This window comes from Acidaminobacter sp. JC074, assembly GCF_022496765.1.
GTDB lineage: Bacteria > Bacillota > Clostridia > Peptostreptococcales > Acidaminobacteraceae > JABXKX01.
This window is the reverse complement of the sequence record NZ_VANV01000004.1, coordinates 219881-241894: the sequence shown is the minus strand read 5'-3', so window position 1 is coordinate 241894 and position 22014 is coordinate 219881. Positions and strand designations below refer to the sequence as shown.

The following is a 22014-nucleotide window of genomic DNA, read 5'->3' as shown; positions in this document are numbered from 1 at the left end:
AACTTGATTCTTTGTTTTTTTAGTAATCATAACTCTGATAAGACCCCCACCTAGTCTTCCAATCGTAATCTCTTTTTATCACCTTAAGATTCACATAATCATATAAATCTATGTGTTTGCCACAGCCTAACCAATAAATCGAATCCAAAGAACGGCTATAAAGATCTAAGACGTAGTCATATAAGACTTCTATATCGGGTTTAGTAATTTGAGTATGTATCATCAAACTTATCTTTACATCATATTCATGAAGATAGGCAATCACATGATATAAGCTATCCATACTGGTTTGTAGCTCCTTGTCATCAAGATCAACAATTATATAACGTAATCCGCTATCTATAGAAGTTCTTACCATTTGCATATTATCGAAAAAAGTCATGCCTACGCGCGAAAACCAAATGATGTCTAGCTCTCTAATTCGATCAAGAATTTCAATTTTATATTGATTATCATCTGTAATCAACTCAATAAAATCAGTACCACAGGTTAGGATCTCATCGACAATATCATCAATCGGTCTATAAAAGCCATCTCTAGATAGGACTATACTCCAAGTGTAATTGTAATAAGATGCTGGAATAATATCTGAAGGATAAGGCCTAAGAGTTGAAGTTGTACATGTGTATTTTGATTTTATGCCTTCTTTATTGTAGTCTAATAAAGTTTCCTCCAAAATGTCTGCAAAGTTCCCTAAAACGATACTGTCTGAGTGATCTAAAGCAGAAGCTTCATCTAATACCTGTCCAGATAATATGGTTAATTTACCCAGTAATCTAAATTTATCAGAAATATTATATGCATGAGTAAGCGAAAATTCATCTGTTAAGATGATTACTAAATCAGCTTTTAAACTGTAATCTATCGTCATCCCAATTGTCATGTCAACAAGGATTACTTTTACCCAAGTTGGTGTCGCAGCAGCTAAAGAAAACAAATCATCTGGTATACCGTATCGGTCTTCCATTTTTATTGGCTTGTCAGATACTTTAATGATCAGTAGGTCTAAGGTTTCCTCTTTTGAAACCAATGATGGTCTATAGAAATTATTCAACAATTCTTCCTTTCTTTAAAAGCCACTATACTATTGCATAGTGGCTAGACTGTTAAGAGCGGATGAAGACAACTTCTTCGAAGAAATCACCATAGTACTCTCTTATTTGTTGACCAAATACTTTGTAATAATCATTGATTGCTTCAAAGTACTCATCATATAATTCGTCTGAGATTTCCTTTGATTCCTTCACTGCTTTAAATGCATCTTGAGCCTTCTTATATGCATCAAACATGGCCATTTGTCCCTTTCTTGAAAAATGATTGATAGCCTTGTATTGATAAGATTCATGAGGCAATAAAGCCTTAAATGTCTTATCCTTGATCCAATAAGGTGCTAGAATATCATTTAACTTCTCTACATCAATCTTAGCTTCTTTGTCTTCATTCGCCTTAAGATGGTCAATGATATCCTTGAAGATTTTTTTACCTTTTGCATAATCTGAATCGTTTAAATCGAAAGGTAAAATTTCTAAATAATCATTAAAGTTATAGTTGGATAAATCTTTAATTGTCAGTTTATCAGCACCCTTGATGTATTGAACCAATTGCAATTCATTGTTTACATCACCAATTGATTTAGCAAGTACATCATAAAAGTCATTGTATATTTCTTGAATTTGCTTAAAGTAAGCTTCAAAGTCTTTCTTATTTCTTATTTCTGCAAGCTTCTTATATGCATCTCTTAAGGATTTTTCATCTTCTGGCGTTATTAGCTGACCACCTTCTTTTAACATCTCATCAAGTGGTAAAAGTACATTCAAGGTCTTTGAATTCATCCAGTACTTAGAAATGATACCATAAAACTCATCTAAAAGTTCTCTAGCCTTTTCTAAGTCATTTCTAAAGAAAGCATAACCAATCTCATTAAATAATCCTCTTGCAGCTTCTTTATCTTTTTCCACCATTTCAAAAGGCAGAATGTTTAGGTACTTCTCATAAGTGTAATCAAAACCATACTTTTCAACCTTCTTAATCAAATCGTCATTTGTTTCAGCAAATGCTGGTACACTTGAGAGCAACATTACAAATGACAATACTAAAATCATAAATCTTTTTAACATAATAAACTCCTTTCATGAGTATATCAAAACGTGTTATTTCAATCGGTTAACCTTACTACATCTAGTATGTTACATCTTAGAGTAACTGTAAGGTCAACAAAAAAATAAAAAAAATAACAAACTGCTTAAATACTGTTTATTAGGAAGAAGCCACTAGATTAAAAAAGTTTATGATAAAATAATAATGGAGTTCATTTATCTTAAACCAAGCGAGGAAAATTATGAAGAAACAACTTTTTGCCATCTCTATCGTGCCATCCATCACAGGGCTACTATTGTTTTTAATTTACTTTATACCTATGTTAAAATTTCTTTTTCTACCAATAGCCTTTCTTTTTATTGTTCTTTGGTTCTTTTTAGGAGAATACAGTACAAAAATTTCATCAAATATTTTTGAAGCTTTGTTCTTTTGTAATGTCATATCTCTTATAATCCTTTTGGATAGATACCTTACTTTTCACAGAATTTTTCTTCCTTTTAGTGGAGCACTAAGCTTTATTAAACAATTAAACTTTTATCCTATCAATATCATCACTTCCAGCTTGAATAATATCGGCTTAAGTGACATTAACTATACTATTTATCATGATTATATCGCTTTCATCATTATGATCATTGTATTTCTACTGGGTTACCAATTGGGTACTAGACGCCGTTAATTCAATCATTGACAACATACAGCAATCTTCAGCATGACTGTTTAAACCAAAAATAATAACCAGTGACATTCACTGGTTATTATTAAGATATGAAAGGTCTAATAATAAGAACCTATCGACATGTATAAGCTGGCACCTGCTATAAGTGACCAAATGAGCATGTAAAACCAATACTTACCTGGTTCACTTGACCTATATATTTTATAATAGGACCAAACTTCCCCCTTAATTAAGTCGTACAAAACCCAAAGTACCAAAACAATTGAAATGATAAACCACATACTAACTCCTTTTCTTATGACCATCTACTATGCCATTTAAATACCCTTTTCTTGTGTTTTTTATTGAACTCTTTTTCAAATTTCATAATATCCTTGTAAAGTTTCATAACTTCAAAGTTTCTATGTCTAAATACCAACCAAGAACCATCATACTTAGACCAGTCATAAGTTGTTAAGCGACCTTTCTCTTCTAAATTAACAAATAACTCAGTACCTGGAAAAGGAATCGGTATAACACCATGAGTCACATCAATATCAATGTCTAAAACAAAGTCTAATGTCTTTTCAAAAATATCTTGATCATGATCTTCAAAACCAAATAACATGGCTGAATCGATTTCTATATCAAACGAATGTAAATAAGCTATATGTTCTTTTAATTTATCTAGATCTAGTTGACCTTTCTTATTATCTACTAGAGCTTCTCTTGATGGTGTTTCAATACCAAGTAGAATGCTTCTTAAACCAGACTTGGCTGCAGCCTCTACTAGCTCTTTATCTTCTGCAAAGCCAGGTTCTAAACATGTCATCCATATGATGTTAAGGGGTTCAATGGCTTTAAAAAGCTCCAAACAGTATTCTCTGTCAATGGTCATATTATCTGCTTTTAGCTCTATAAAATCGGTAGGGGCGTTTTTGATTTCTTCAACAATATCTTGTATAGGTCTTTTCCTGTAGGTTGGAAAAAACTTGTGTACAGTACAATAAGAACACTTATTAGGACAGCCCCTAGAAACGGTCACAGTCCAGGAGTAATCATAAACTTCTGTAGGTATAATATCAGTTGGATATGGCTTTAAATCACTCATATCTAACACAGTTTTACGAATGTATCTTTGTTTAAGACTACCAGCTAAATAATCTTCTAAAAATTCTTCCCAAATCTCTTCTGACTCTCCAATTAAAATAGCATCAGCATGACTGAGTGCTTCATCTTGCATAAAAGAGGTATGAAGACCACCAAGTACGACTGTTATGCCTTTCTTTTTAAATTTATCTGCAATTTCGTAAGCTCTCATAGCATCAGGCGTATGAAACATCACGACTACTATGTCCGCTTTTGTTTTCCAATCTACTTTTACACCTACAGTCTCATCAATCATTTGAATGGTTGCCCATTCTGGTGAACAAGCTGCAAGTGAAAATATATTTTGAGGTAACCCTAACATCTTTCTTTTATAATCTGCAAAACCAGTCTTATCAGAAGCTTTGATCATACAGACATTAACTCTCTCGTTACCAGCATAACGGATATATTTTTTCATAGTCAAACTCCTTTCCATTTGACACCATCATAGCGCTTAGAGTTACTATAATGTCAACCAAAAAAAGAAAAAAACATGCTTGAACATGTTTTTATATCTATAGTTTATCCACTAAATCATCGATGTCACTCTGACTAGCACCTTGTTTTTCCATTTCGCTAGTCAGTGGTCCCATATCATCCATAGGGAATCTTAGACCAGCCATGACTCTCTTTACAGCATCTATTTCTTCTGTTTCTACACCATTTAATGCAACAACATTACAAAGCATGGCTAAAAATCTAATATTATCATAAGTTCTGTTCTTATCCTTTGTGTACTTGTTGATGAGGCCAGTATAAGTATCTACCATATCAGGATTGTTTTTTGTATATTCAATGATTTCTCTATAACCTTTTAAATCTCTTTTAGACATGTTATACGATTTTTTTAAGTGAAGATATACACTTTCATACTCGTTTTCATCTACTCTGCCATCTGCATTTGAAACATAACCAAATATACCAACCACTGCTACTACAAGGGGGTTGTAGTCTCTTAGCTCAGAAATATGATCAAAGTCTTTATCTGTCTTTGGATACTTTCTTGTTAATATTAGAAGTGTTATTAATGCTACAAATGGTGCAAATGCCCCAATTAACATCCAGCCTAGTGTATTTCTTCCTCTGGCTTTAGCCATACCGCCTATCATTAATATAAATACGATTTCTATGATGATAAAAATAAACATCATCATGGTGTTCATTGCAAATAATGTGATACCACCTAAAATTTCTAACATAAGTCCTCTCTCCTTTTCTTTGTAACCATAATAGCAAAGTAAAATAAAAAAGGACTTAAGCAACTTTAAAGTTTTTATAAAGAATATGATGGTGATTTATAAAGAGATTTATGTCGTCATACATCTTTTTCAACCGGATAAAGTGAAGGGTCTACATATTATTCGTAGGAAAAAAGTGTGGATAATTTCTTCTTTTATGAAATTATCCACACAAGTTATACACTTATTCTATTCGTATGCTTTTCTTCATCTCAACAGTATTTGGATAATGGTTAAAGTCAATTAGAATTTTTTCATCATCTAAATTTTCCTTTTCAACTTCCAAATGGTATTCTCTACCTTCATCTAAATACATGGTGCCTATAGAAGAAAAGTGATGGTCATCATACTGACTAAAGCCAACTCTTTCATCACCAGATGACTTAAACTTGACCGTGTAGATATCAGCTGATTTAGAAACTCCGATAAACTCAAGTTTATCATCTGATCCTTTAATCATTTCATTATTCTCTAAATCTATTTCTACATAAGACAGGTCTATCGGTAAAGCATAGACATCTTCAATAACTATCTCAAAGTCTTTATAGCTGTCAAAGTAGGGTGATTTAAAGAAGTAAGTCATACCACTTTCCATATTACCTGACCGAACAAGACCATCTGATATTCTTTCATAGACATTTTCACCAGACTTGATATAAATCTTTTTAAAATCATAAAATACCATGTCATCACTTGAAACATCCATCTGAAGGTTCATCGTTGTTGGGGTGATTTCTAGACTTATAAAGTCAAAGTTCATATTTTCATGATGGACAGTTTCCGATATATCTATCATATTAGAAACATCCTTTACCTTCTTTTTTAACTTAAGAGACAAGTCTTCTAAATAGATATAGTCATCACCAAATCTTCCTCTTTTATCATCTCTAGTAAGATCAAACTTTATGGTAAGCGTGTCAGGTAATGTATGGTCTATCATATTGACTTCTATGTTGGTAAGACCTTCATCATTAAATGCATCAAAGCCAATTGAACCTCCTTTTATAAAGTCCATATTTTCATCTAGCATTTCAAAGTTAGTAATGGCATGATAATCTTCATTATCTGATTCTAAGGTAAAGTATAAGTTTAGATCTTTGTCTGAAAAATAATACGCCAATAAAGAAAGTTTGTATGATTCATCTTCATAAATCACCTCACCTTTTTCGAACATACCTTTTTCAGCTACTTCTTCGTAGCCTGAACCTATTCTTACAAGCTTAACAATCTCACCGATTACTGGTACATCTATTAATGAGTCAGCAAAAGAAGGTGATACATTGACCATGAGTGCAAGTGACATAAACATTACAGCAAAGACTGTCAATACACCTTGTGATGCTCTTTTAAAATGGTAAGCTTTTTTTCCTCTATTTATGCCGACTTGTAAAGATTCCAATACTTGCGCTTCATTATAATCATTCATCTGCGACCTCCCCTTTAAGAGATTTTAAACCTCTAGACAACCAAGTCTTTATGGTAGCCTCCGGTTTATTAAAGATTTCTGCAATCTCTTTTATCTTGTAGCCTTCTAGGTATTTCATCACAATCACATCACGGTATTTGGTTTTTATTTTCATGATCATTTCACTCACTTCAAGCTTACTGTCCAGATCATAAGTCTTGCCAATACGTTCATCTAGTTCAACCCATTCATACTGCTTCTTCTTTCTTAACATATCAAAACACGTATTGATTAAAATCCTTGTTATCCACGTAGAAGCATAGTCTTTATTCTTAAGTTTATTAGAGTTCTTAATGGCCTTATAGGCTGTCTCTTGTAAGGCATCTAATGTATCTTCATGATTATTTAAATACTTGAAGGCTATCCGATAATACATCTCCTGTTTTTCTATAATAGCTTTCTCAATAATTTTCATTTAGTTCTCCTTAAAAGTACTTTCATACTATTAGAGTAAGACAGATGCAAAAAGGTTTCAATAAAATCAAAATTATTTTTTTATAGATCATTTGTGTGTATCAGTCTAATTATTTTGTGCTACAATAGACCTGAATATAGGAGGGGCATATGATTAATGAAAAGAGATTGATAGATGAATTTATGAACTATGTAACAATTGATAGCGAAAGCCTTAATGAAGGTAACTTCGAAAAGTATATTGTGAGTCAACTATTAGACTTAGATTTTGAAATCATACCAGATGATACAGGTAGTAAGATTGGATCTAATGGCAACAACATCATCGCTAGAAGAAAAGGTACTCTAGCAGGAGACATGATTGGCTTTTGTGCCCATCTAGATACTGTATCACCGGGTATAGGAATAAAGCCTATTCTAAAAGATGGCATCATCACTTCATCAGGTGACACCATCTTAGGTGCAGACGACAAGGCAGGTATTGCTATTATCCTTGAGATTATTCGTTCAGCCATTGAAAATGAACTTGAGTTAGGTCCTATAGAAATCTTCTTTGCCATTTCAGAAGAAAAAGGCATTCAAGGATCAAAGTATGTAGATCCAAACACCATTAAAGCAAAGAATTACTATATATTAGACGGGACTGGTCATCCAGGTGAGATTATTACAAAAGGTCCTGGTGCCAATACAATTAATATCACAGTAAAAGGCACACCTGCTCATGCTGGTCTATGCCCTGAAAAAGGCATCTCTGCCATTGAAGTTATTTCAGAAGCCATTTCTAAGATGAAACTAGGAAGAATTTCAGAGATTACAACAGCCAATGTTGGTGTCATTCAAGGTGGTAGTGCCACAAACATTGTTTGTCCAGAGGTTCAAATTAAAGCAGAAGTAAGATCTCGATCTAAAGAAGAGTTACAAGCCCAAACAGACCATATCTGTGACGCAGTCAAAGCAGCTTGTGACAGAAGAAAGGCTGAGGCCCTTATAAAAGTAGATTCAGTCTATGAGTCATTTGAAATCCATGAAGACAATGCGTTTCTTAAATACACCGAAAAAGTCATTAATGATATGAATCTGCCACTCAGTGTGATTGCTACAGGCGGTGGCAGTGATGCCAACAATCTAAGTAAACATGACATAGCACCTATCATATTAGGTATCGGTATCAAAGATTGCCATACAACGGAAGAGTCCATTACAACTAAGATCCTCAAAGAATCTGCAGAAATGTGTTACAACTTTATAAAAAACTATTGGGATTAACCAAAGAAGTTTCTTCAAAATTTATATTAACAACCAAAAAAAACTCTGATGAATTTCAGAGTTTTTTTACACGACTAAATATACACAAACATATACCGATAATCAGAAGGACCAATGTAAAAGACTGAACAGGAAGTTCACTAGAATAAACCATCATGGTAGAGTTGCCTCTTCCGTAAAAGCCCTGCTCTTCATCATGATCTCTTATATCTACTTTATCTTCTGTATAGAATAAGATTTCTTTGTTGTCTTTATAAATCAAATGATCAATAAACATAATAAATGGGCCAGAGTCAATAGCCTGCATGCCGATATTGCCATAGTGGTCATGAAAATTAACCATTTTGACGATATCATCTTTATTTTCAGATGCCATTATAGTTGTTCCATCAATGTGATGACCCCTTATAAATTTCTTGATGGTATATTTAGAATCACTATACATCATATAATTCAGACGATACTTGCCATTGATACCCTTGTCTAAAATTGTTATGCCCCAGTCCAAGTCAGAAAGTGTTTTAAATAGCACCACATGATTTCTCTTATAATCTACCTCTTTTAAAATCCTTACGTCTTTGCCACTGTAGTCTTTAACCAATTCGATTAACTTGTCTTCACTAAGCTCTACTGAGTATGAGTAAAAATAAAAGCTAAGTGCAATGACTATTAAAAACAAACCTATAACCAAACTCTTTTTCTTCATAACCACCTCTAAAGTGATTATACTTTATCCAGCAAATGATTATTTCAAATGATTTACTTTGTCATGAAACTGTAAAAACTCTCCATTTCTAGAGAGCTTCATTGACTATATCTTTAAAAGATTTTAAAACATCCAGACATGTCTCATAGTAGTCAAGCCTTATACTATAAAAATCTGTCAACAGGCTGATATAAGCCTCTTCAGAATCCACTACACCTTTAACATCTATTCTATGGCTGTCAAAGCTCTTTCTTAAGCTTTTAAGAACTTGTCTAGCTTCATCAAGCTGATTATCAGTCAAGACAATATCTGTATCAAGTACCATTAGGTCTTCAATCAAATCATTGGTCTCTATCATGACTTTATCCATCTCTGTTTTAACGTTTTTAAGAGCCTCTAAATCCGCGTCTTCATCTTGGCTGTTTCGGATTTTAACAGATGGATTGAATGAGTTTTGAAGCTGATGAAAATGACCTAAATAAGTTATCATTTCATCTAAATCTGCCTCATCACTAAGTGCATAGCTTTCTGCTTTTTCCCTAATTGAAACTGTTTTAACTTCTATTGTATCTTGCTGACAAGATACCAACAGAAAACAGATCAACAACCATAATATTTTCTTCATACCCCAGCCTCCAAATCCATTTTAGCAAGGAGATTTAAAGACCTACTTAAGCAATTTTAAAAAAATTATTAATTTATGGCAGTCTGACTAAGCCAATAAATAGCGCTGCGCCTGTACCACCCTCTCTAATAATATAAATAAAGGGCTTGTTGCAAACAAAGTCAACTGGGTCACTAGGCATTGCAGATGTACATTCCATTTCAACAACCGTTACTGCAGCTGCTTCTGTACCTTCTTCATCTACGATGATTCTTGCATTTTGAAAGATATCACTGACATATACATTTCGGCCTTTTACTTCAATCATACTAGAAAAATCAGCCTGAGTTTCCGAAAAAGATTCCGCCATGCCTTTTTCAATTAACAAATCCTTTAATGGGTTTTTAGTCTTGTAATCCAACTTCGGAAAACTGATATTCAGTTCTTGATAAGATGTGTTGTCTAACATATTACTTATTTCATCATACTCTAACTTGTCTAAATATGTTCCCATATCCTCTTTTGGCAAGATGACCACCATTTCACTATTACCGTAATAAGGCATGGTCATCATCTGACACTCCTTATCTTCAAAATAAGACATCGCATCTCTTTTATGCATCATATCAACAGATTTTGTTTCTTTGCCATAAAAGTCTTCTAACAAAGTGTTGCCTTCATAAAACTCACTTTCCCATGTTCCTTTGAAATAAACTGTGTTCATTAAATAAGCGACGGCATCTTCTGATATCTTGTCTAATGTATCTTTCAAAAGATGGTTGGTCATTTCCTCTACCCATAAGTTCATCTTATCTAAGGTAGCAGGATCTTTAAAATCTTCAGAATAAACTTCTGCGTCATAATACTTGGTTAAATCATTTACATAATCATCTTTAGGTTCAAAAGCCTTTTCTATCCAAAATGAATTGGCTATTGTCATCTTTATGGAAGGCTGATCAGAATCTTCTAGACCATTTAGATAGTTTATGAATGTGTTATAAGATGTCTTCATACTCGTTGAATCATCCTTCATAACCTTGTAAATGCCTTCTTTTGTACTCCCCTCTGCTCCTTCTTGAAGCATGGCCAATGCAATGGATAAACTTGTGGGTGATAACAAAACATTGTCATCACTTAACTTGGCTATATCTTTCACCAAGTCCAATCCCATTTCATTGGATGCATCTACACTTTCCATAACTTCCGAATCCACACTTGAAACTTTTTTCTCCTCAAAGTCAACATTTGCTTCTACCATGCCTGATGAACATGATGTAAGAAACAACATCATGGCCAAACCTAAAATCATTAATCCCCTCATCTTAAACCCCTTTCTTATTTCATTTCAATCATTAGACGCACTTAAGAGCTGAAAAGTTCCCTTAAATAAAAAACTCAACACACTAGGTGTTAAGCTTCTTGATTTCCTCTATTTCTAGTGGCTTACTGAAGTAATAGCCTTGTATCACATCACAATTGACTTGTCTAAGTTTGTCATACTGTTCTTTGGTCTCTATGCCTTCTGCTACAACCTTTAAATCAATACTATGGGCCAGTTCAATGATATGACTGATAAATGCTTCATGTGTTGATAAGAACTTATCCATAAGACTCTTGTCCAGCTTAAGCTTATCCAGCGGTAGATAAGTTAAATAGTTAAGAGATGAATAGCCTGTACCAAAGTCGTCTAGGGCAATGCTATGTCCCATCGACTTGAGTTTTTTCATAAACTTGATGGTTTCTTTTTTATCTTCAAAGAAAACGGATTCTGTAATCTCAATTTCAATATTTTTAGGATCCACCTTATAGGTTCTTAAAGCTTCTTCCAAGACAGGTATAAAGTCTTTATCATGAATCTGCTTAACAGAGAAGTTCACAGCGACGGGTTTTAAGATTGGTTTTTCCCATGTGGATACCTGTCTGACAACTTCACGAATCACCCACTGACCAATAGGAATGATCATACCGGAATCTTCTGCTACCGGGATAAACTTACCTGGTGAAAGCTCACTGTCTTTCATCCTTAAGAGAGCTTCATATGAAACAACTTGACCACTTATACTGTCATACTGCGGCTGATAAAGAACCTTAAAGTCATCATTTTCAAGTGCCTTGTGTAGTTCTTTTTCAATATATGAACGTGCCTTTAAAGACTCCTTCATATGAGTGGTATAAAAGGCAAAAGAATTTCTTCCTGATTTTTTTACTGAGTACATGGCCAAATCTGCATTCATGATCAGTTCATCAACAGTATGGCCATCTTTTGGGTATTTGGTAATACCCATAGACATGGTAATGACAATGTGTTCATCATCTATGATCATCTTTTCATTCACGCTCTTAATGATCTGATGAATAGCCTGACTCAAATCACATTTGCCAGACACCTGAATAAGAAACTCATCGCCACCAAATCTTGATACATATATATCCTCACAAGCCAGTTCTTTTAAACGACCAGCGATGGTCTCTAAAACAGCATCTCCAAATACGTGTCCTAGTGTGTCATTGATTTCTTTGAAGTTGTCCAAGTCCAGAAGAATCACTGCACCAGAATCATGCCTGTCTAGAAGCTCCTTTAACTTGAGTTTAAAGTTTCTTCTGTTAGGTAAACCCGTCAAAGGATCCATGTTGGCCATTTCAGAAAGTGCAATTTCTTGCTTTTTCATTTTGGTAACATCCATGATAATACCATTTACCTTACCTTCTATGGTCGTTCTACCAAGTACTAGATACCAATAACCATCTCTCGATATTTGACAGAACAACTCATCCGTTTTGCCGTCTAAATAGTCCAGCATGGCATTTTTAATTTTGTTGAAACTACTGGTCTCTAATATTTTTTCCAAAGAATCATAAATTGGCAATTGCATGCCTTCAATGCTTCTATCATCTGTAAAATAAGCATTGTTATAGACAATGGTCTGATCTTTTATGTCATACTCCCAAACAGAAATATGTGTCAGCTCAACGGCTAAATCATATTTTTCCTTAAGCTCTTCTATACGTTTTAAATAGTCTTGAATCTCATCATACTGGGCTCTTAACTCTTCTTCAGAAGCCTTTAGCTGCTCAAAGGCACTAAGAGTCGTTTCGTTGGATTGTTTTAAGGCTTGTTCCTTCTTTGTAAGTTTTGCGTATAAAGCACTCAACTCATCAAAGTTATCCGACATGCGGATTAAAAGAATGAAAATACCTATCATAATCATCGCCACAATAAAAATAAAGATGCTCAGTCCTTTAAAGAGCTTTGTAGAATACGTCACTTCTTCTTCTAAAATAATAAAGGCAACCATCCAATCATTCTTATCTATCCTTTTATAAGATAAGTGATAGTCTTTTTCTATAGAAAACTTAAATAAACCTTGATCGCCTTCTAACTCATGTATATGGTCACCCAAATCAACCCTAGGTGCCACGACATAAGTCTTGTCCTCACTTAAGAGCATGGCATGACCAGATTGATCTGTTGAATAATCACTGATAAAGTCTACCAGTTTACTTAGGGATATATCTATACCAAGATTACCAATTAATCTGCCATTGTCATAAATGGGCGCAACAATCGAAACAACCATTTCATCCGTTGATGTATCTTCATAAGGACTGGTAAAAACAAGGGGAGACCCATCGTGAATCATTTCCTTGTACCAGGGTCTGTCTAAAATATTGTAGTCTGGTTTGGTTTTATAATCTTCAATGTCTGATATGACATCATTTTCTTTTATCAGCCCAACCCATACCAAGCTGGTTTGATCAGCTGAATGTCTTATGTTTTGAACAGTTTTTAAAAAATCATTGTACAAATCATTTTTAACGCCCTGACTTTCAGTTAACTTCACATAATCAATAAGAATCTGATTGTTTCTCATCTGGTCAACTATTGCTGCATGTTCTGCAAAAAACAAGTTGACTTCTTGTGAAATAACATTGACTTCATTGTACATACGACTGTCCACAGTCTCTTGAAGACGCCTGTTTACAAAAGTAGAATAGATGACTGCAAAAAACAAAAAAGCTGCAATAACAATAATCGCTAAGATATTAAGTTGTTTTATCACTCTTCTTTTTTGCATATTTTTCCTCCACTCTTATATTATATCTATTAATTAAGTTTCTGCCTATAGGTCTGACGATTATTCTACAAAAAATAAGTTTATGCAACACATCACATTTTTCAAAAAAAATACAATGTAGTTTTCCATCCTAGATAAAACACTCAAATATTGGAAACAAACCTTGTAAGCCTTAATAACACTAGTATTCAGAAGAATTATCTGATATATTACAAGTAAGCGGGGAAAAGATATGATAAAGACAATAAAGAAAAATACACTCCTAAGAATTGGTCTGACTTGTTTGATCATTATGGCTACATTCTTGGTTTTGACATATTTAAATAATGATAAACATCTTCTAGAAAGTGGTTCTGTAAAAACCATGGACGACTGGACTTATATGGGCCAGCACATTGAAGTAGGTGAACATTTGCATATTACAGGTGGACAAGCCTATACCCTTACAAGTAAGGTTCCTGAAGATTACAAGAACCATTATAACTTGCTATTAAGATCTTCACTTTCTCATGTTCATGTAGCAGTTGATGATTATCAGGTTTACGATTCAGAACTAAACTATCCTCAAAGCCCTATGGCAAGTATATGGCATATAGTTGAACTACCTGAAAACAGTGTTGGAAAAACCATTCGAGTCACCTACCAGTCACCTTATGAAGCCATGAATGGTGTAGTTAATCCAGTCACCTACGGATCATCTGGTAACTTAAAACAAAGTATCGTTACAAGCTATGGACAAAGCCTAGCTATGGCCATGTTTATTTTGTTCATAGGTATTGTTTTGATTTTTACATCTTTTGTCAACCCGACTAGCAATGCTTGGCATGTAGGACTTTTTGCTGTATTCATATCATTTTGGCTTATTTCAGAATCCAGAATGCTGCAGTTTGTAACAGGCAATCAAGTTATACTGGCGAGTTCAGCCTTTATATCTCTTGCTCTTATCCCAATGCCCTTTCTGAGTTACATAAAGGGGATTTTAACTAAGAACACCCACAAAACACTCGATATTTGTGGCTTACTTGCTCTAGTCAACCTATTTCTTATAATAGGACTCCAAATCTTCCATGTGGCTGACTTTTTTGAAACAGTCGTCATTACACATGGACTAATGATTGGATTTATTGCAACTGTTATGGTTCTTTTATATAGAGAAATAAAGTATCAAAAAAACGAAAAAGCCAAACAGTTTTTTATATCACTCAGTATTTTATTTGGCTTTATTGCTCTGGAAATGGCAAGATTTTATATACTTCAAGCAGCTGAGGTTACAAGCCTTGTTACACTTGGCCTTCTCATCTTTATACTCAACTTAGGTTATGTGACAGGTAAAGACATGCTAACACTCTATAAAAAAAGCTACAAGGCTGAGTTTTATGAGAGACTGGCATATTTAGACCAGTTAACCCAGGGACCTAATAGGACTGCCTATGAACGTGACTTAGAAGATGTCTTTTTTAATCCGCATGTTAACAAACAGCTGAGACTTGTTATTCTAGATGTGAATCAGCTTAAGACCATCAATGATCAATACGGTCATATAAAGGGTGATGAAGCCATAAGAACATCCTTTGAACTGATTCAGAAGAACTACCAGCATTTAGGTTCAACTTATCGTATTGGTGGTGATGAATTTGCAGTCATCATCACTAAAGGATGCGAAAGACACTATGATAGTGCAACTCAAAGACTTCTTAGTGATATCAATGCTTATAATGATAAGACAGACTATCCGTTTTCCATTTCACTTGGTAGTGTTGCTTATAAGGATGACGTTTCTGTCAACCAGTTTATGCACCGTGCTGACACTAAAATGTATGTCTATAAAAGAAAAGCTCATGAGTTCTCCTCATGAGCTTATATTTTGTCTAAAGCCTGTTTCAAATCTTCTATCAGATCTTCTGGATCTTCTAAACCAGCAAATAACCTTATCAGACCAGGATGGATACCAGCTGCTTTTAGCTTATCAGGTGGCAGTTCCTTTGATAAAGAGATGATTGGCGCGTAAGCCAGTGATTCAAAACCACCCCAGCTGAAACCAATTGAAAAGTAGTTTAAACAATCTATGAAATCTCTGGCACCTTGACCATCTGTATCTAGCACAACAGAAAATAGACCTGAAAATCCCTTCATTTGTTTTAAGGCGATAGGATCTTTATCAGGATAAAGTATCTCTAACACTTTAGGATGAGAACCTAAATAATCTAAGACTTTTCTTGTAGATGATTGGTGTCTTTCCATCCTAATTGGCAGTGTTCTTAATCCTCTAAGTATCAGCCAAGCTTCAAATGGCGAAATCTTTGAGCCAAGAAATTGATGCTCTCCCATAAACATTTCTTTAATAATTTTTCTAGATGACACTGCACAGCCTGCAACCACATCAGAATGTCCGCATAAGTATTTACTAGCAGAATGTACAACAATATCGATACCCAGTTTTAAAGGATTCTGAAAGATTGGTGATGCCCATGTATTATCAACAACTGTCCCTATCCCCTTGTCTCTTGCATAGTCTGCAATCGCCTTTAAGTCCTGACAGGCATAAATGCCACTTGAAGGACTCTCTAGATAAATAAGTGACGTATTATGTCTGGTCTTTTCAATAATTTCATCTAGACCACCTTTAATGAAGTCTATTTCAATCTTAAACTTCTTGCCTAAATACTCAGATAAGAAATTGGATGTTGGTCCATAAACACTGTCAATACAGATGACATGGTCACCGGCATTTACAAAATGAAGAATGGCTGATGAAATGGCTGACATACCTGACGAGAAAAACTTGCATGCTTCACCATGTTCTAAGGCAGCTACCTTTTCTTCTAAAATGGTTACAGTAGGATTGTTGCCTCTGGTATAGATATAGGCATCCTCTACATTAGAAAATGCGTGATCGATGGCATCTGCATTTTCAAATGTAAACAGTGAATTTTGAAATATAGGTGGTACTACTGCACCATGATAATCTTTTCTATCTTCACCATGATGGGCAATTATTGTAGATGGTCTCATAATTTCCTCCAAATATTTATATAATTATATTTTCACTGTCATTATATCCGATACTTCCTTAAAGACCAATGCCTGAATACCTAAAATGCAGGCAAGTATGCTTGTAAAATTTATACAAGTACGTAAGACTCAATCAACACTTTAATATTTTAATTGATAAAATGCCTTGACTTTTATCGATTACACTTGTAATATTTAATTAAGATTACAGATGTAATCGTTCTACGTAGAAAAGAGGTCACATGAAAAAGTATCAGATATCAGATTCCGAATGGATTATTATGAAAGTTATATGGAAACATCAATCCATCTCCGCTAATGAAATCATTAAGGCTCTTGAAAGCCAGGTCGATTGGGCACCAAAGACAATTAAAACCATGCTTAACAGATTGGTTTCAAAAGAGATTCTCGGTTATGAAAAAAAGGGTAGAGCCTATCTTTACCATCCACTTATATCTTCGTCTGAAACCATCAAAGAAGAAAACAAATCTTTTATTAAGAAAGTTTATAATGGTGATTTTTCAAGCTTGCTCGCATCTTTTGTTGAACAAAATGAGTTTAGCCAAGAAGAAATAGATGAGTTCAAAAAAATTCTCGAAAGTAAGAGGAAATAAAGATGATTGGTGCAGTATTTTCAAGAGTACTCTCATTATCAATTACAGGATCTATCATAGTTGTTTTAACCATGCTCTTAAAGATGCTTTTTAAGAAGAAGTTCTCAGCTAGATGGCATTATCTTATATGGTTTGTTTTAATCATTAAGCTTATGATGCCCATAGACATTGAGAGTCCGGTATCTGTCATGCCAAACATTGATCTCGAATCCACGCCTTTATCGGTGACGACCGATGAAGGTGTGACTGAAACGCCTGAGCCTGTGATGGAGACCAAGGCTAGACCAGTAAAGTCTTTAACATACATACACTATATTTGGTTTACCATCGTAGTCTTAATAGTAACTATAAAAACCATACTCGAAGGCATTTTCTTAAGAAAACAAAAGATAAGAAAACTAGAACTACCAATGATGGACAAGCTGTTAAGTGAGTTAAAAGAGGAACTTAAGATAAAAGGAAAAGTAAGTCTCTGGCTTGATAAAGAAGATTCAGTTGCAAGAGTTTACGGTGTATTAAGACCTAGAATCATCTTAACAGAGAAGATACTCTATTCTTCTGATGAAAGTAGGTTAAGGTACATTCTTCTACATGAACTGGCTCATGTAAAAAATCATGACATCTTAATTAACATGGTCAGACATCTCTTGATGAGCCTCTACTTTTTTAATCCTATTATTTTATTAGGACTCAAACAGATGGCTAAAGACTGTGAGTTGGCCTGTGATGAAGCCGTACTATCTAGACTTACCCCAAATGAACAAATCGGCTATGGTCATACGCTTATCAGTCTAATCAATAAAAAAAGGCCCCCTAACTCCTTGGCTATGTCATTGGTCAAAAAGAAAGACATTGTAAGGAGACTCAAAATGATTCAGTCATACAAGAAGGCTTCTAAGCTTTCAAAAGTATTATCCATAGTTTTAGCAAGTGGCTTTATTACAACTTGTCTACTAGTACCCCAGGTCAGTGCAGAATACCAAGCACCTCATAAGGAGTTTGTGTTTTCTTTACCTGAAGAAAGTGTAACCGTTGAAACACCAGTAGAAGTTTTAGAGGAAAGTTTAGAGTTTATTTTTCCAACAGAAACTGCTAGAATTACAGCACCATACGGTGAAAGACTCCATCCAATTACAAAAGAGAAATTCTTTCATAAAGGTATCGATATTGCTGCCATAACTGGCACAGATATTTATGCGTCTGAAAAGGGTGAGGTTGTTTATGCAGATTGGATGAGTGAATATGGAAAGATCATCATCATAGAACACAAAGATGGTTACAAAACACTTTATGCACATTGTAGTAAGTTACTTGTATACGAAGGTGATACTGTTGATAAAAATCAAGTTATCGCCACAGTTGGAAACACAGGTCAGACAACGGGTCCACATCTTCACTTTGAAATTAGAAACGACGATGAACCTGTAGACCCAATGACAATATTAAAATAGGCTGTAGACAAAGGCGATTTTCAATCGCTTTTGTCTTACAGTCTTTTTTGATTCCCCACTATGGGACTAAAAAAGGTACTAATATAGGTTTTTGACCATCAATTAACACCTTTTTTTATAAAGTGTATCCCACTTTTTATCTTCACGCTCAAAGTATCATTTTAAAAAGTAGAATGTCTACGCTCTGAGGCTGTATCCTTTGGATACAGCCCTTTTTTTAGTTTTCTTCTACAAAGATGACAAGTGCATCTTCATCATCTCTTAAGACATAAATATAATCGCCTTCTTTTAAATCTTCTCTTTCTATACGTTTATCATTCTTGATGATAATAGCATCTCTGTACTCTACAGCAGAATTGGCTTTGTTGGCATTCCAACGGCCATAATCTTCTGCCCAGTCATGCGAGTCTGTAATGATGATTCTTTGATAAGTATCATTAAACTCTACAATCGAACCTCTTGTCAGCACAAGACCTGCTAAACGCTTGTCTAATTCCTTCTTAATTTCCGATTCTTTGGTCTCAACTGTATCCAGCTTTTGACCATCCAGTAAAGCCTTATGTCGGATGTTCATACCGATAACCTTACGGTCATCATCTGTTACAAAGAATGTATAATACCTATAGTAGTCTAAACCAGGACCTGTCTTGTTTTCATTTTCAAGTCTTGAATAACCACCGTGGTAGAAGTTATAAGATGGTAATGTCTTAAAGTCTGTTTTATCAGTAATATCAATGATGTCTAAGTTGTTAAAGTAATAGAACATACCTGATTTTGATTCTGATACATCACCCCATTCATTACCTGAAATGGTTGCATGGTTTTTAAGGTTAAATGTATAACCATAAACATTTTCAATAGCACCAATATAAATGTTATCAAAGATTCTTTCAGCATCTGAAGTGATTCTTACGATATTGGCATTGTCTTGACCCTTATAGTAGTCAGAAACAACAATAACATCGTCTTTTTCATCAATGTTAGATGGGTCTACAAGTCTTGAATTCTTAAGGAAGATTGTTCCTTCATTGTAAGCCACATTTCTGTTGTTGTCTTCAAGTTCGAAGTTTGCAATAACCTTATCGATAGATTCAATTCTATCAATGGCAAAGTGCTCGCCACCTACAGCTACAGAAACCTGCATCACTTTTTCTATGGAATAGTCATCTCTAATTGCTAGATAGACCGGTTTTTGCCTATAAAGTTTTGATAAATCTGTAATGGTAATCTGCTCACCACGTACATACATTGGAATTTCATCATCTAACTCAAATGTCTTTGAGTAAGGTTGATCTTCAGTCATCCACTGAGCATTGTTTAAAATAGCTGGTTCTACAATTGTGATCTCACCTCTATAGACGTTGACATCCTGGATGTAACCCCTATAAACCGTTTGAATCAACTGTTCTTTACCTTCTACTTCAATGAGTGATGCTTGCTTTGAATAGATATCGTTAAAGTAAATCTTTACATTATCACCCGGCATTATGGCTCTTACATTGATGACATTACCACCCTTAATGACAGTGGCAGTATTTTCTGTTTTAACAGTTTCATAAACACCATCGTCGTACTTAACTTTCATGTTGCCATAATCATCTACATAAGACACGATACCAATACGCATTTTTGAGTAATCTGGAATAAAACCTGGATTAATAAATGTTTCACCTGAGATTTTAGTTACATAACCGTTGGTAATCGAAAGTACAACATCTTGGCCATATTTTAGATCTGAAATATTGGCTATTTCATGATTGATAACAATTTCAGCATAATTGGTTACTTCATACTTCTTGATTTGATCACTATAGTCAAAGATGGTTACCATAGAAGTACCTGTTTCTTGATCTGTCGTTACAAATCTTACCGTACCACTCACTTGGCCTTGAGATGGTTCTGTAACTCTTACATAGATGATATTTTCTTCATTTTGAACAAGCATTTCAACAACATCTTGTTCTTCTAATAAATCAACACCGCCGATGTTACCATCTTTATAAACAATGATATCATTTCTAATACCTGTATTGAGGTTGTTATCAACAACAATATCAAATACCAAACCGTTATAAATAGTTGTTCTTAATCTATCTACTTCAAATGCATTACCATTCTCAGTTTTTTCTTCTTTAATTTTTTTACTGATGTAACCATAATAAATGTTGGTATCAGTGGCATAATCTGACTGCCTTTTGATCTGCTCTTGGATAGAACCATCATCATAAACTTCAGCAAAGATAACTTCACCATCTCTGATTAAGTATTCAATCTGATCGCCAGTCTTTAATGCTTTAGATAAGTTAACAATGCCATTTTTAAATAAAACAAAATCATTTCTTGCATTGTTTGACTTGTTATCCTTTGTGACAATGGTTGTTAAGGTACCATCCATGTTTCTAACAACAAAACGCTTTTCATCTATGATATTGCCAGTTTCCTGAACATTGGATGTTTTTTCTCCAATAACCAAACCAACATTTGATGTAACACCTAATGCACCATACATACGGTCAATGGTAGAGTTTAAAATATATGCAACCTCTCCCCTTGTAATTTCTCTTTTAGGATTGAAGTTACCGTCATTATCTACAGCCATGATCTGTTCTGTAATCATGGTCTCAACAAGTCCTCTATTGGACGGTGTAATGGCTGGCCAGTCACCAAAGCTATAGATATTGTCTGTATTTTGAAGTGTTGCCTGTAAGCCTAACATTCTAGCTATCCAAACAGCTGTCGTTTCTTTATCAACAGGTTGATTCAGACCAAAAGCTTCTTCAGCAGTAATAAGACCTTGACCTATTGCATCATCAACATATGCTTGTTTGGTTAAGTTCTCTACTGCAGCATCTCCCATGCCACCAGCCTGATTTATAACCCCTTGCATAACTTGGCCTTCTCTGCCACTCATACGTACAAGATACTCAACCAAGTCTTGTTTGGTAATCGAATTACCTGCATTGAAGTTCATATCGCCTTTTTTATGAACAATACCAAGCGCACCCATACGACCGATGTCTCTTGAATAAGTGGTTTGCTGAGAATCTATAAAATAAGCATTTACATATGCCGCATAACCTTTTTTATAGGCATCTATCTCTGTTGAGTTTGTATCGTCTACACCCATACCTGTCAGTTCAGGTACCGGTATTTCTGGTGGAATTTCTGCAAATGCACTTAATACCGACAATAACATGATCATCGCCATAAAAAGTGCGAACTTTCTTCTAAACATGAATAGCCTCCTCCATGAGTTTTCAGTCT

General features: G+C 34.5%; 17 protein-coding genes. 4 read left to right on the top strand and 13 right to left on the bottom strand.

Annotated elements, in window-relative coordinates; all coding sequences use genetic code 11:
• Nucleotides 1–19: 19 nt before the first annotated feature.
• From EZV73_RS05925 to EZV73_RS05895, 7 genes are all read right to left on the bottom strand, one after another.
• Nucleotides 20–1054, bottom strand: coding sequence for a hypothetical protein (locus tag EZV73_RS05925; protein WP_240839247.1), 1035 nt, complete (start codon nucleotides 1052–1054; stop codon nucleotides 20–22).
• A 52-nt stretch (nucleotides 1055–1106) separates the two neighbouring features.
• On the bottom strand, nucleotides 1107–2117 hold the full coding sequence (locus EZV73_RS05920) for a hypothetical protein (RefSeq protein ID WP_240839245.1): 1011 nt from the start codon (nucleotides 2115–2117) through the stop codon (nucleotides 1107–1109).
• 757 nt (nucleotides 2118–2874) lie between these two features.
• On the bottom strand, nucleotides 2875–3057 hold the full coding sequence (locus tag EZV73_RS05915; protein WP_240839242.1) for a hypothetical protein: 183 nt from the start codon (nucleotides 3055–3057) through the stop codon (nucleotides 2875–2877).
• Nucleotides 3058–3071: 14 nt separating this feature from the next.
• Nucleotides 3072–4322, bottom strand: coding sequence for a radical SAM protein (locus tag EZV73_RS05910; RefSeq protein ID WP_240839240.1), 1251 nt, complete (start codon nucleotides 4320–4322; stop codon nucleotides 3072–3074).
• Between the two features lie 97 nt (nucleotides 4323–4419).
• Nucleotides 4420–5103 carry a TerB family tellurite resistance protein gene (locus tag EZV73_RS05905; RefSeq protein WP_240839238.1) on the bottom strand — a complete coding sequence of 228 codons (684 nt, stop codon included), beginning with the start codon at nucleotides 5101–5103 and terminating at the stop codon, nucleotides 4420–4422.
• 223 nt (nucleotides 5104–5326) lie between these two features.
• Nucleotides 5327–6568: a DUF4179 domain-containing protein gene (locus tag EZV73_RS05900; RefSeq protein WP_240839237.1), complete on the bottom strand. Its 1242-nt coding sequence runs from the start codon at nucleotides 6566–6568 to the stop codon at nucleotides 5327–5329.
• The gene (locus tag EZV73_RS05895; RefSeq protein WP_240839235.1) at nucleotides 6561–7022 is read right to left on the bottom strand and encodes a sigma-70 family RNA polymerase sigma factor; all 462 of its coding nucleotides are present in this window, start codon (nucleotides 7020–7022) and stop codon (nucleotides 6561–6563) included. The genes EZV73_RS05900 and EZV73_RS05895 overlap by 8 nt, the downstream gene beginning before the upstream one ends.
• A 149-nt stretch (nucleotides 7023–7171) precedes the next feature.
• Here EZV73_RS05895 and EZV73_RS05890 point away from each other — a divergent pair, with 149 nt between their 5' ends.
• Nucleotides 7172–8287, top strand: coding sequence for a M20/M25/M40 family metallo-hydrolase (locus EZV73_RS05890; RefSeq protein WP_240839233.1), 1116 nt, complete (start codon nucleotides 7172–7174; stop codon nucleotides 8285–8287).
• Between the two features lie 55 nt (nucleotides 8288–8342).
• Here the strand turns inward: EZV73_RS05890 and EZV73_RS05885 are convergent, their stop codons facing one another.
• The 4 genes from EZV73_RS05885 to EZV73_RS05870 all read right to left on the bottom strand — a co-directional run bounded on the left by EZV73_RS05885 (nucleotide 8343) and on the right by EZV73_RS05870 (nucleotide 13673).
• Nucleotides 8343–8993 carry a hypothetical protein gene (locus EZV73_RS05885; RefSeq protein WP_240839231.1) on the bottom strand — a complete coding sequence of 217 codons (651 nt, stop codon included), beginning with the start codon at nucleotides 8991–8993 and terminating at the stop codon, nucleotides 8343–8345.
• A gap of 88 nt (nucleotides 8994–9081) precedes the next feature.
• On the bottom strand, nucleotides 9082–9618 hold the full coding sequence (locus tag EZV73_RS05880; RefSeq protein ID WP_240839229.1) for a hypothetical protein: 537 nt from the start codon (nucleotides 9616–9618) through the stop codon (nucleotides 9082–9084).
• Between the two features lie 73 nt (nucleotides 9619–9691).
• Nucleotides 9692–10918 (bottom strand): serpin family protein, encoded by a 1227-nt coding sequence (locus EZV73_RS05875; RefSeq protein ID WP_240839227.1) that lies wholly within the window; start codon nucleotides 10916–10918, stop codon nucleotides 9692–9694.
• An 82-nt stretch (nucleotides 10919–11000) separates the two neighbouring features.
• Complete coding sequence (locus EZV73_RS05870) at nucleotides 11001–13673, bottom strand: EAL domain-containing protein (protein WP_240839225.1); 2673 nt, start codon at nucleotides 13671–13673, stop codon at nucleotides 11001–11003.
• Nucleotides 13674–13905: 232 nt separating this feature from the next.
• Between EZV73_RS05870 and EZV73_RS05865 the strand changes: the two genes are divergently transcribed.
• Nucleotides 13906–15528, top strand: a complete 1623-nt coding sequence (locus tag EZV73_RS05865; RefSeq protein ID WP_240839223.1) for a diguanylate cyclase — start codon at nucleotides 13906–13908, stop codon at nucleotides 15526–15528.
• A 2-nt stretch (nucleotides 15529–15530) separates the two neighbouring features.
• Here the strand turns inward: EZV73_RS05865 and EZV73_RS05860 are convergent, their stop codons facing one another.
• Nucleotides 15531–16685 carry a PLP-dependent aspartate aminotransferase family protein gene (locus tag EZV73_RS05860; RefSeq protein WP_240839221.1) on the bottom strand — a complete coding sequence of 385 codons (1155 nt, stop codon included), beginning with the start codon at nucleotides 16683–16685 and terminating at the stop codon, nucleotides 15531–15533.
• A 242-nt stretch (nucleotides 16686–16927) separates the two neighbouring features.
• Here EZV73_RS05860 and EZV73_RS05855 point away from each other — a divergent pair, with 242 nt between their 5' ends.
• Nucleotides 16928–17299, top strand: a complete 372-nt coding sequence (locus tag EZV73_RS05855; protein ID WP_240839219.1) for a BlaI/MecI/CopY family transcriptional regulator — start codon at nucleotides 16928–16930, stop codon at nucleotides 17297–17299.
• Between the two features lie 2 nt (nucleotides 17300–17301).
• Nucleotides 17302–18750 carry a M56 family metallopeptidase gene (locus EZV73_RS05850; protein WP_240839216.1) on the top strand — a complete coding sequence of 483 codons (1449 nt, stop codon included), beginning with the start codon at nucleotides 17302–17304 and terminating at the stop codon, nucleotides 18748–18750.
• Nucleotides 18751–18967: 217 nt separating this feature from the next.
• Here EZV73_RS05850 and EZV73_RS05845 read toward each other — a convergent pair whose 3' ends face one another.
• The gene (locus EZV73_RS05845) at nucleotides 18968–21985 is read right to left on the bottom strand and encodes an S-layer homology domain-containing protein (RefSeq protein WP_240839215.1); all 3018 of its coding nucleotides are present in this window, start codon (nucleotides 21983–21985) and stop codon (nucleotides 18968–18970) included.
• Nucleotides 21986–22014 lie beyond the last annotated feature (29 nt).